This is a genomic window from Tolypothrix sp. PCC 7712 (assembly GCF_025860405.1).
GTDB classification, from domain to species: domain Bacteria; phylum Cyanobacteriota; class Cyanobacteriia; order Cyanobacteriales; family Nostocaceae; genus Aulosira; species Aulosira diplosiphon.
Genome location: NZ_CP063785.1, coordinates 2685500 through 2698209, shown reverse-complemented (window position 1 = coordinate 2698209; position 12710 = coordinate 2685500). Strand labels below are relative to the sequence as shown.

The following is a 12710-nucleotide window of genomic DNA, read 5'->3' as shown; positions in this document are numbered from 1 at the left end:
AATCTCCATAGTCTGAGCTTTAGTATTGTAGAGCAAAAGTAAAATTCAGTTGTAATAGTATAGAGACGTTGAGAACAACGTCCCTACAATCGCGTCAAAAACGACGCGAGGGCAATTCCGTTAAGTCTGGGAACGGAACAGATGGCCTTGGAAACCCATGCAAGGCATTGCTGCCAAAATTTAAAATCTAAAATCTAAAATTGGTATAATTATTAACCCAGAGATTTTAAAACTCCCAGTTCTTGCTGTATAGGCAACACATCTAAAATATCGGTTTGGGAACAGTATTTTAGATCTTCATCACATTCCAGACGCAGCAAACGTTTGCCGTGACTGGCGTGTTGTAGAAGTCCTAATAAGTTATCTTGCCATTGAGAGTAGAGCGCGATCGCACTAATCACTTCATCATTACCAGCGATGTCATCTGGTGATAATTGAGTATGTTGCAAAATACTATGGGCGATCGCACCTGCACATACTGTATCTTCTAAAGAAAAACTACCTTCCCAACCAGATCCGACAATCCAGACTGTCTCAGGTTGCTTTTCTAGGAGAAATTTCACTACCGCAGCACGGTTGATCAAGGCTGCTGCTATGACAGTGGGCACATCTTGTACCCGCTTTAAGGCACGTGTACCATTGGTGGTACTGATAAATAAGCGCCTCCCTTGTACCAGTTCTGGTGTGCAATCTAGAGGAGAATTACCCAATTCAAAGCCAGCGACTTTCGCACCACCACGTTCTCCGGCTCGCAGCCGTTTGAGAGGGGGCCATTTTTCACTGACTTCCATGAGTTGATCTAAATCGCTGAACACTTGTACAGCTTCGCCTCCAGCCGCCAAAACTGTAGCCATTGTGCTAGTAGCTCGCAGAACATCGACTGCGATCGCACATTCTGGGGCTTGATCTGTTGGAGTCAATTCCGGGGTGTGATAAACAAATAGCTTCACGTTTTAGATAAGCCTGATCTAATGCTGCCGAGATAACATTCTAACTACTTGGTGTCATCTAATTGATGATGAATTGGCTAAGAAATCTCCACAGTGAATCATTGAGGATACTCTATGAATACCATTATGGGTTTCTCTATAATCTTATGCTCAGAGCTTGTTTGGGCTGTTTTTGTCGTAGATTTTGAGTGTTGAGAAAAGCAGTCTCAAAATATTCCATTGAGTCAAGGAGCCAGCAATTTCCAGTTAAAGGAACCCCAAGTTGCCGCATCCCCTAATATCCTCAGAGGAAATCTGTTCTATAATCTGCAAATACCTGGATAATTTTATTTACCTGTAGCGATTAACAGTTATCTGTAGTAGATGCTGTTCTTAGGCTGGAATGCAGTCATGACGAGGAATGCACTATGTCACATAGCTCAGGGTTGTATATTCTACTAGTCAGCGTTCATGGGTTAATTCGGGGTCACAATTTAGAATTAGGACGAGATGCTGATACAGGCGGGCAAATAAAATATGTGCTGGAACTTGCTCAAGCCTTAGTGAAACACCCTCAAGTTGAACGTGTAGACCTAGTTACTCGTTTAGTTAACGACCCAAAAGTTAGTCCTGACTACGCCAAACCTGTAGAAGTTCTTTCTGACAAAGCTCAAATTATTCGTCTGAACTGCGGCCCGCGTCGCTATCTCCGCAAAGAAGTTCTCTGGCCTCATTTGGATAACTTCGCAGATGAATTACTCAAACATCTGCGTCAAATTGGTAAATTACCTCATGTGATTCACACCCATTATGCTGATGCGGGATATGTAGGTTGTCGGGTGGCTGGGTGGTTAGGTATCCCCCTAGTGCATACGGGTCACTCCCTAGGACGAGTGAAACAACAACGATTGTTAGAACAGGGAACTAAGCCGGAAGTCATTGAAAATTATTTTCATATGGCTACCAGAATTGAAGCTGAAGAAACTACTCTTGCTAGTGCAGCTTTAATTATTGCTAGTACTAATCAAGAAGTCACACAGCAGTATGGTATTTACGACCACTATCAACCGCAACGGATGGTTGTAATTGCGCCAGGAGTAGCACTCGAACGCTTCTACCCAGTTACCGAAAATTGGCAGGAACCGCCTATCTATAAAGATTTGCAGCGATTTCTCCATGACCCGCAAAAGCCGATGATTATGGCGCTTTCCCGTCCGGCGATTCGGAAAAATGTTGGTACATTGGTAAAAGCTTATGGGGAAGATCCACAGTTGCGTCAGCTCGCCAATTTGGTCTTGGTTTTAGGTAACCGAGATGACATCACCACGATGGAATCAGGGCCGCGTCAGGTACTCACAGAAATTTTCCAGTTGATAGACCGTTATGACCTTTATGGTTATATCGCCTATCCCAAACACCACGGTGCTGATGAAGTACCAGAACTCTATCGATTGTTGGCAAAAACCCGGGGAGTCTTTATTAATCCGGCATTAACTGAGCCATTTGGTTTAACTTTAATTGAAGCTACAGCCTGTGGTGTGCCCATTATTGCCACATCAGATGGCGGCCCACGGGATATTCTAGGGGCTTGCGACAATGGTATGCTAATTGATCCCCTCGATATTAAACAGATTCAAGATGCTTTGCGAACAGCATTAACTGATACCGAAAAATGGCAACGTTGGTCTAGTAATGGTTTAAGTAGGGTAAGGGAAAATTTCTCTTGGGATACCCACGTAGAGCGCTATTTGGAAAATGTGCGTCAATTACCCCAAAGAAGAGTCCAATCTCTACTCAGTCCTTTGCGGCAAGGGCCAGCTAGTAACATCACTGATTGGAATATTCCCGAAACCAACCGCTTACCAACTGCCGATCGCTTTTTAGTATGTGAAATTGATAATACTCTCTTAGGTGACCCAGAAGCACTACAACAGTTAATTGTGCGATTAAATAATGAAGGTAGCACTACTGGAGTAGGTATTGCGACTGGACGTAACCTCGACAGTGCCTTAGAGATGTTAGAGGAATATCGCTTTCCTATGCCAGATTTGCTCATTGTCTCCACAGGTAGCGAGATTTACTATGGCCCCCAGATAATTCCGGATATGAACTGGCAAAGACATATTAGCTATCGTTGGCAACCAGACGCAGTGCGCCAAGCAATGGCAGAACTACCAGGAGTGATGCTACAACCCGCAGAAGGTCAAGGTAAGTTTAAAATTAGCTACTTTATTGATGAAGAAAAATCTATGAGCTACCGAGAAATTATGCGTCATTTGCGACGGCATAAACTCCATGTGAAAGGTATTTATAGCCACAATATGTATCTGGATTTGGTTCCAATCCGCGCTTCTAAAGGCGATGCCATCCGTTATTGTGCGTTGAAGTGGGGATTGCCAATCAAACGCTTCTTAGTCGCAGGTGCGTCAGGTAATGATGAATCGATGCTGGCGGGTAATACTCTAGCTGTCGTTGTGGGGAATTACAGCCAAGAACTGGAAAAGTTGCGTAGCTATCCACAAGTTTACTTTGCTCAGGGACATTATACTTGGGGCATTTTGGAAGCTTTGAATCACTACGACTTTTTTGGGACTTTATCTCAGACAGAATCGGAAATGAACGCACAAATCGAATTGGTAATGCAAAGAAGGGAAGAACTAGTTACAGAAGGGGCCTGACCTTCTTAAGTAGAACAGCGTGCAATAGTTGTTGGTTAAGGGCAAAAGGGAAAGGGGAAAAGGGCAAGAAAAAACTTTTAACCTGCCTCCTCTGCTTGCCCATATGTACAGCGTATTTCAGGTAAATGAGGTACACAGGTAGGGGAATGGCACTGCCTTACCCTGACAATCAACGATTATCTATACCTCACCAACTAGCAATCTGCTGTATCATTTTTAAAGTGAAATGGGATAAGAGGGTTTGCATCCCTCAATCTTCAATGACGTTATATTTTTTGGCTATCCCAGACTTCACACTCAAAAATGTCTAAGCTGTTAAGCATTTAAATTGTATATTTCGCACTCAGGTTGTCAAAAGTCAAGAGTCCAAAGTCCAAACTAGCCTTTGACTCTGGACTCTTGACAGTCCTAACGCCAAAATAGCCAAAATATTTGATTTAGGTGCGTATCAGCTTAAAAGATTTAATTTAACAAGATTTGTATCAAATATCATCAAATATTTAATAAAAATATACTTTGTTTATCTGGAATTTCTGACTATGTAAGGATTTAACCTAATATCAAGTATTAATTTTTTATAACTGGTATAGGAGAGCCTATTTTTTTGCAGAGAGTGGCTGGATAAATATTATTTGAATCTCGTTCTCAGTGGTACTTTTACACCAATAAAAATTCAGAAAAGTTGTTTTTCACCGAAGTGTTGTTATTTTTGACTTGACCTTATCTGTTGAATGTGAATATACTATTACGGGTATTTACTCTAGCTTTTATAAAAATCTTCTTTCATTTTTGAAAGCCAGAGTACATTTGTAAGTTTTTCTTTTCTGTTGGCTGATACTTGTTGGTTGTTCCCTAGCTTCATAAGTAATTTTGCAAGTCCTGCAAGGATTGCAATAAAAACTCAAAGTTTTGAGATGACCTCGCTTTAGGTCTACTTTTTCTATATAAAAGTAGCCAAAACTCTAATTTTGTCCAACATTCAGTACTTCAGAAACACAAATGTCAGTTACATCTTTAATAAGTCTTAAGCGTCACCATGATCTGATTAATCAAGATGGTACAGATGTCATTCAAGGATTAACTCAAGTTCCCAAAAAAATACCGCCAAAGTATTTTTACGATCATCGCGGTTCAGAATTATTTGAACAAATTTGTGAACTACCAGAATATTATCCAACCCGCACAGAAGCCTTAATTTTAAAGCAATGTGCCGATGAAATTGCTCAAATTACAGGTGTTTGTGAATTAGTAGAATTAGGTAGTGGTAGTTCTACAAAAACAGTGTTTTTGTTAGATGCTTATCAAAAAATTGCCAAGTATTGTCAATATATACCTATCGATGTGAGTGGAGGAATTCTCAAATCTACTGTCCTCAATCTCAAGCAAAAATATCCGACATTTTCTATCAATGGATTAATAGCAACATACGAGCAAGCATTAGTCAAACTAGAATCTACATTCGCCTATAGACGGATGATTTTTTTCTTAGGTAGTTCTCTGGGGAACTTCGAGCCACAAGATTGTCATGCATTTTTAAAACAAATTTCAAGGACATTACAACTAGGCGATTACTTTCTTTTAGGGATTGATTTACAAAAACCCAAAGAAATTTTAGAGCCTGCTTATAACGACATTCAGGGAGTAACGGCAGCTTTTAATTTAAATATGCTATCCCATTTAAATTGGCGTTTTCAAGGTAATTTTGATATCGACTTATTCACCCATCAAGCTATCTATAATCAAGCTGATTCTCAAATTGAGATGTATCTCCGTTGTCAAAAAAAGCATTGGGTGAATCTAGAAATTTTAGATTTAAAAGTCTCCTTTCAAGCAGGTGAAAGTATTCTCACCGAAATCTCGCGGAAGTTTGATTTAGCAAATATGCAAAAACAATTGGAGATGCAAGGGTTAAAAACTGTAAAAACTTGGACAGATCCACAGCAATGGTTTGGCTTAATTCTTTGCCAAAGAGTTTAATTGATTTGAAATCAATATAGGGTTAGGCAGTCAATATTTTTAGGTTAAGGGGAAAAAGGGGAATGGGAAAAGGGAAATAACAAACCTTTAACCCAAAACTAACTTTGAGTTCAAAATGCTTAACCAAGTAGTATTGGTTAGGCATTAACAAAACATCAAAATAAGTTTCTGTTTTAATTATTAAGCCATTGTCCCCTATAGAAACAATAGTTTATTGCTTGATTTGATGAACAACATCAATACTCATCTGCTTGAATGCTGCTGTCTTTTTTGCCATTAAATCTTGAGAAAGATATCACCCGAAAAAACTTTGATAATTAGATGTTTGATTATGTTAATTTATGCATCAAAATTCAAAATTGATGATGTTAATAGCCCAACAATTAGTTATTTTTTGTAAGGGCAAATAAATAAAAGTTTTAGCGATCGCCTAAATATTGCACTTGCAAACTGTTTCTTCAAGACTACCAATATGACACAACAAAACAACTCTGCGTTTATCCCCCATACTGCACCTTCGACTATGACAAACAAGAAGCGTCCGACAATTGGACTAATTGAACCGCCAGCAACAGGACTCTACGATGCAGAAGGCAAAAATTGGACTTCTTTATATAGACATCGCTCTTTAATTAGTAAGCAAGTGTTGCTAGCTGACTTGCAAGCTGGTGGATTTGATGCGCGCTTGGTCAACCTCAGAGATGACAATTATAGTGAAGAATTTGGAGAGATTGTTTGGAAAGGGATGACCCTGAGGAAAACATACGTCGGGGGAAAAATTTTCACCCTCGACCCCGAAGCCTATGATGCTTGGGGTATTACAGTCAATTTCTCTCAAGACCGCCAAGTTAGTTGTATGGTGATTGAGCATTTAGCGAAAGGCGATCGCCCCATAGTTGTGGGTGGTTCGGATGCGTTAGCGGAACCACAGCATTACTTCAAAGCTGGCGCAACAGCAGTAGTTCAGGATAAATCTGGGGGAGCAAACTGGGCGATTTTCGACTATGTACTGGGCAAAACTCCAAGAGAAGAACTCACAGGTGTGATTCTCGCTGATGGTAGACAGTATCCTCGGAAAACTAAAGCTAAAAGTCCTGATGAGTGGGCGCTACCCTCTTTGGAAGTAGCAAAAGAATGCTTAGGGACACTCCCCAACGTCCAAGGATTTGTACCTGTTGGTTCCTTAGTTGCAGACATTGGATGCGATCGCACCTGTGATTTTTGCATGACACCCACCTACGGGACTGGCTTTCGCAGAATGTCTCCAGCTACAGCCCTCAAATGGTTAGAGATTCAGAAACAGGCGGGGGCTGTGTCGATCAATATCGGTTCCGATCAATTCCTCGCCCGTGGGCTGTTCCCTGGAGGACGAGAAGAAATATTGGAAATTACCAATGGGGCGCGGGAGATGGGAATCACTCTCATGTGGCCCAATGGTTTAGAACTGCGGAAAACAACTCTCGGTGCTGGACGCAACTATGACAGCACCGACCTGCGACCAGATGAAGAACTAATTGCAGCCTTGTTTGGCTGGGATGGTAAGGTTGGTTGTCCTTTGGCTTATATCCCTGCTGAACGTCCTGTGTTTGGAGGAGAAGCATATAAGAAACTGCTACCTTGGCAGGAGCATTGTACATTGATGAAATCTGTAGTTAGCACTGGTATACCAGTTGTTACTTATGGCATCATCATCGGGCTACCAGATGATGACCATGATGACTTGTTGCGCCTGGAAGAAGCAATTTCGGAACTTGTGGATGAACTGGTAGAGATTAACCCACAATTAGAATTTCAAACTTCCTGCTACAGCATTATTCCCTTACCCGGAACCCCGCAATCTTGTAACTTACGTAAAACAGGAATGCTGCAGTTTGAAGATACTTGCCTTTGGGGGGTATGGACAACTACTTCCAATACTCGTCATCTTACTTACGAGGAAGTTTCTGATTGGCAAATTCGTCTTTCTAATATTCGCAGAGCGCCATTGGCATTTACCAACTATAACGGCGAATATTCTGCGATGGTGAGTACAGCTTCCTCCAACGACTCTAAGATTGTGTTGGGAGTTTGAAGTAAACATTGGGCATGGGGCATTGGGCATTGGTTTTCCTCTGCCCGCGAAATTTAGTAGTACGCCAAGGCAACGGAAGCGGGGAAAAGGGTAAAGGGTAAAGGAGAAAGGTTTTTGTCCCTTACCCTTTTCCCTTTAACCTTTCCCCAATCTAAATTTGGGTGGTTCCACATTTTTGATATCTCGATGATATCATCGAGATATTAAATTACTATTACAAAGATTATGGAACCGAAAATCAAGGAATTTCCGGCGTTCAAAGTCAACGGCTTTATTATGTTGGCTGTGGTGATTGCGATCGCGTTGCTGGGAGGGTGGTATCTTTGGTCTAGGGTACAGGGGCTAGAAGCTTTACTGGCAAGAGGTTTGAAGGTTACAGACTTGATAGGTGAAGATAGCGCTGCAGAATTTCTTGCTCCCTTGGCTGCGGCATTAATTGCAGTTGTCATCCCATCAATATCAGGATTCTTTAGCGTTGAGCCAAACCAAGCGGTAGTTTTGGTGTTATTTGGCAAATATATGGGAACAGTTCGCGAATCAGGTTTTTGGTGGACAAATCCCTTTGCTAGCAAGCAAAAAATTTCGTTGCGGGTACGCAACTTTAACAGCAAAATTATTAAAGTCAACGATGCCGAAGGTAGCCCGATTGAAATTGCCGCGGTTGTCGTCTGGCAGGTTTTTGATTCTGCTAAATCTAAGTTTGCAGTGGATGACTATGAAGAATTTGTGGCGATTCAAAGTGAAACTGCAATTCGGGCGTTAGCAATTCGCTATCCTTATGACAGCCCAGACGATACAGCCACGCCTTCGCTGCGGGGAATCCCCGATGAAATCGCTCAGGCTTTGCAAAAAGAACTCCAAGCCAGGTTAGAAGTTACAGGTGTGGAAGTAATTGAAGCCAGACTCTCTCACCTTGCCTATGCACCAGAAATCGCGCAAATGATGCTACGAAGACAACAAGCAAAAGCCTTAATTGATGCGCGTCGGCAGATTGTCGAGGGAGCAGTAGGTATGGTAAATGAAGCTTTGAACCGTCTTAGTCAAGAACAAATGCTGGAATTGGATGATGAGCGCAAAGCCTCAATGATTAATAATTTGTTGGTTGTCTTAACATCGGAGCAAACCGCCCAACCCGTGATCAATGCTGGTACCCTATATAACTAGGAAATGGGACAAAAGAAACGATTTTTGCTACGTCTGGATGAAAAACTTTACGAACGGCTAGAAAAATGGTCTTCTGACGAACTCCGCAGCGTCAATGCTCAGATTGAGTTTTTGTTAGCAGAAGCCGTCAAAAAAGCAGGACGCTGGAAAGATGAGCCAGGTAAAGCAGAGGAAGAGTAGTGACAAAACAGGGTTAAGGGGAAAATGGGAAGGGGAAAAGGGGCAAGAAAAAACCTTTAACCCTTACCCTTTCACCTTTTCCCCAAACTAAATTCCGAGTTGAAAATCCTTAACCGAGGGTTATGAAGACGCGATAAATCGCGTCTCTACAGGATTTAAACATCAATCGATTTGTCTTATGCGAACCGCCTCTGATCTCCCTGCACCCTGCCCCCTGCCCCCTTGCTCTTCTATGCGGGAACGACAAACTTCTGGCTACCAGCCAGCCCAAATGCTGCATGAATCACTTGCAAAGCTTTACTGCCTTGTTCTTGGGCGACTACACAGCTAATTTTGATTTCTGAGGTAGCAATCATTTGAATATTGATTTGGTTCTGGGCTAGGGCTTCAAACATTTTCGCGGCTACACCAGGTTGTCCTACCATACCAGAACCAACGATGCTTACTTTGGCGATCGCACTATCAAGGACAACTTCACCCCAGCCATATTCTGCGGCGGCTTGAGAAAGCAAATTCTGGGTTTGTTCCCCATCGATACGGGCGACGGTAAAGGCGATATCTCTTCTGGCAACTCCATCTACTATACGACAGCGTTGAGATTGAATAATCATGTCAACGCTGATGTTGTGCTGTGCCAATAATCCAAATAGCTTTGCCGCCATTCCTGGGCGATCGGGGACTTGGCGAATTGCCAGCCGTGCTTGGTTCAAATCTAAAGCCACGCCACGGACGGGGGGAGAATCAGGTAGAGAGGCAGAGGGGCAGAGGGGTAGAGGCGAAACAATGTTTCTGTGATTTGTCTCTGCAGTTTCCTTGCTAGCTTCATTTTCTTCGACAATTTCAAAGGTGCTACGGAGTGCGGCGACGGCGCGATCGCATTCTGAGGCGGAAACTACACAGCTAACTTTGACTTCGCTGGTGGAAATCATGTGGATGTTGACACCTGCTGTCGCTAAGGTGGCGAACATCTGGGCGGCTACACCAGGACGGCCGATCATCCCTGCGCCGGAAATGCTGACTTTGGCGATATTTTCCTCAATCATCACCTCAGCTTCTTCGCTGTTATGAGAGTTGCTTCTCAGTGCGGGGGCGATCGCAGATGCTACTGCTTCTGCCCGTTTTAATATGGGTGTAGTTACGGTGAAGGCAATGTCATTAGTATTACCTTCATGAATCGATTGAATAATCAAATCTACATCGACTTGTTGGCGGGAAATTTCCCCAAATAACCGAGCTGCTACCCCTGGTTTATCTGGTACGCGTAAAAGCGCTACCCTAGCTTGGTTGGTATCAAATTCTATACCATCTACTGCTTTAGCAATTTCTAAATTCACCAGCGATCGCCCGTGAGGTTGAGGCGATGTTACCCAAGTCCCAGGGTCTTCAGTCCAACTTGATTTCACTACTAAAGGCACACCATAATTCCGGGCAATTTCCACAGCCCGGGGATGTAGGACTTTTGCACCCAAGCTGGCGAGTTCCAGCATTTCATCACTGGTAATTTCTGCCATCAGTTGAGCTTCGGGAACTAAGCGGGGGTCTGTAGTTAGAATCCCGGGTACGTCGGTATAAATTTCACAGAAATTTGCTTTTAAGGCGGCTGCTAAAGCTACGGCTGAGGTATCGGAACCACCGCGTCCCAAGGTGGTAATTTCTAATTCTTCTGTGCTGGATATTCCTTGAAATCCAGCTACCACAACCACCTTACCTTGATTGAGGTAACGCTCCATGCGCTCTGTTTCAATTCGCAAAATCCGGGCGCGGGTGTGTTCGGCTTCGGTAACAATTCCTACCTGTGCGCCAGTCATGGAAATTGCAGGTTGACCAATTTCCTGCAATGCCATACTCAATAATGCGATCGTTACCTGTTCGCCAGTAGAAAGCAGCATATCCATTTCGCGGCGGCTAGGATTATTAGAGATGGCATTGGCTAACTTCACAAGTCCATCGGTAGTTTTCCCCATCGCAGAAACCACCACTACTAGAGAGTTTCCGCGTTGAACAGTCTTATATACTCGCTGTGCAACAGCTTGAATACGTTCGACTGAACCAACAGATGTACCACCGTATTTCTGAACTATGAGCGCCATAAATTTTGGGAAATCAATATTGCTGCTTTGCTTGTATCAACGACACCAGCGATTTGGCAAGCCGAGCAAGGCATTACCAGTTATTTAGTTTACAGAAAATTGCGCTGTGTCTCACAATCTCTGTGATATATGTTATGGATTGACCATAATTTTATTAAAAATAGTTTACATTTAACAGTCTGATTGCGATTTATCGACTATGTCCATGAATAACTAAACGGGAATGAGTAATTGAGGATATTTAGACCACAAAGAGTTAGTATCTATGTGCCAACCTGATTGAAAAAATGCAGTTAGCATTAAGCCTGAGGGACTTCCAAGTAAAAAATATTCCATTGCTATCGTTGACTGTTGACTGTTGACTGTTGACTGTTGACTGTGAACTGTCAACAATCAACAACTTGAACGGAATAATTTATTTTTTGGAGTTCCTGTAAAAGCTAAGTGTCACTAAGTTTATCAATCACTCGTCTCAAGTACCTCAGGAATTGACACCACAGAATCTACGTCACATGAGTCGAAAAGCCAACAAAGTATTGAAGCAATCTGGAGTGATTCCTTATAGAATTCAAGATGGCAAAATCCAAGTCTTGCTGATCACAAGCCGCGATCGCCAAAGTTGGGTAATGCCCAAAGGTGATATTCCTGAAGGTATGAGTCCGCCGGATTCCGCCGCGAAAGAAGCTTGGGAAGAAGCGGGAATCATCGGCCAGGTAAATACTCGTGAAATTGGTACTTATAAATATCGCAAACAAGGTAAAAATTATCGCGTCAAGATGTATTTATTACCAGTGCAAACCCTGAGTGAAGATTATCCCGAAGCTGGGTTTCGAGATAGACAGTGGCTAGATATTCCCCAAGCCATGCGGCGAATTAAAACTACTTCTTTGAGAAGAATTTTACAAGGATTTCTTCTAGCTGAAGTACTGTTTTGAGCGATTGGGGATTGGGGATTGGGGATTGGGGATTGGGGATGGTTTGGTAGGTATTGAATAGAGATTTAATTAAGTACTTAAATATTTAATTTATGATTAATCTAGAGCATATTTACTCGCTCACGGACTTTAAGCGCAACGTCAAACAGTTTCTAGAGCAGATCAAGGCGACTAAATTACTTCTCGTCCTAACCGTCAATGGCAAAGCAGAGGTAGTTGTCCATGATGCAAGTGCTTTTCAGGAAATGATTGATAGAATTGAGCGTGCAGAATCAGAACTGCGTCAGTTGAAGTTAGAAGCATTACAACGAGATATGGCGATCGCAGCTGAACAGATAAAAAATGGCGAATATACAGAATACGATGATGAGTCTCTACCGAGTTTACTAGAAAATATCAAAGCGCGAGGAAAGCGTCAGCTACATCAGGATAGCTGATCATAAATCGTTATAGACCAATACAGGTTAAATAAGATCATTAGTGATTGATTTGTCAGTTGTGGAAACAGCTAGCTCATTTGGGGGATTCTCCCCCAAACCCCCGATTGGGTGACGGTTGCGTCCCCCAAACCCCCTCCAAAATTATTGTTTGGTTTTTTGTTGAGTAACTAGTTTTTTGGTTTTTTTGTTGACTTGAGAGATTGGGGAACAAACAATTCAAAATCCATCCCCAATGCCCCATGCCCC

Annotated in this window: 9 protein-coding genes; 7 read left to right on the top strand and 2 right to left on the bottom strand. The window is 42.4% G+C overall.

Annotated elements, in window-relative coordinates; genetic code table 11:
* Positions 1-212 precede the first annotated feature (212 nt).
* Entirely contained in the window at positions 213-950 is a 738-nt protein-coding gene (locus HGR01_RS11055; RefSeq protein WP_045872806.1) for a 2-phosphosulfolactate phosphatase family protein, read from the bottom strand.
* Between the two features lie 407 nt (positions 951-1357).
* Between HGR01_RS11055 and HGR01_RS11050 the strand changes: the two genes are divergently transcribed.
* The 5 genes from HGR01_RS11050 (at position 1358) to HGR01_RS11030 (ending at position 8999) form a co-directional block, all read left to right on the top strand.
* Positions 1358-3607 (top strand): HAD family hydrolase, encoded by a 2250-nt coding sequence (locus HGR01_RS11050; RefSeq protein WP_045872807.1) that lies wholly within the window; start codon positions 1358-1360, stop codon positions 3605-3607.
* A 999-nt stretch (positions 3608-4606) separates the two neighbouring features.
* Positions 4607-5584 carry an L-histidine N(alpha)-methyltransferase gene (gene egtD / locus HGR01_RS11045; protein ID WP_045872808.1) on the top strand — a complete coding sequence of 326 codons (978 nt, stop codon included), beginning with the start codon at positions 4607-4609 and terminating at the stop codon, positions 5582-5584.
* 472 nt (positions 5585-6056) lie between these two features.
* Positions 6057-7655 (top strand): radical SAM protein, encoded by a 1599-nt coding sequence (locus tag HGR01_RS11040; protein ID WP_228045220.1) that lies wholly within the window; start codon positions 6057-6059, stop codon positions 7653-7655.
* Between the two features lie 225 nt (positions 7656-7880).
* Positions 7881-8819 carry an SPFH domain-containing protein gene (locus tag HGR01_RS11035; protein WP_045872809.1) on the top strand — a complete coding sequence of 313 codons (939 nt, stop codon included), beginning with the start codon at positions 7881-7883 and terminating at the stop codon, positions 8817-8819.
* Between the two features lie 3 nt (positions 8820-8822).
* Positions 8823-8999 carry a ribbon-helix-helix domain-containing protein gene (locus HGR01_RS11030; protein WP_168161019.1) on the top strand — a complete coding sequence of 59 codons (177 nt, stop codon included), beginning with the start codon at positions 8823-8825 and terminating at the stop codon, positions 8997-8999.
* Between the two features lie 230 nt (positions 9000-9229).
* Here HGR01_RS11030 and HGR01_RS11025 read toward each other — a convergent pair whose 3' ends face one another.
* Positions 9230-11089, bottom strand: a complete 1860-nt coding sequence (locus tag HGR01_RS11025; protein ID WP_045872810.1) for an aspartate kinase — start codon at positions 11087-11089, stop codon at positions 9230-9232.
* A gap of 512 nt (positions 11090-11601) precedes the next feature.
* Here HGR01_RS11025 and HGR01_RS11020 point away from each other — a divergent pair.
* Both HGR01_RS11020 and HGR01_RS11015 read left to right on the top strand, forming a co-directional pair.
* Complete coding sequence (locus HGR01_RS11020) at positions 11602-12024, top strand: NUDIX hydrolase (RefSeq protein ID WP_045872811.1); 423 nt, start codon at positions 11602-11604, stop codon at positions 12022-12024.
* Between the two features lie 92 nt (positions 12025-12116).
* Entirely contained in the window at positions 12117-12461 is a 345-nt protein-coding gene (locus tag HGR01_RS11015) for a type II toxin-antitoxin system Phd/YefM family antitoxin (RefSeq protein WP_045872812.1), read from the top strand.
* Positions 12462-12710: the final 249 nt, after the last annotated feature.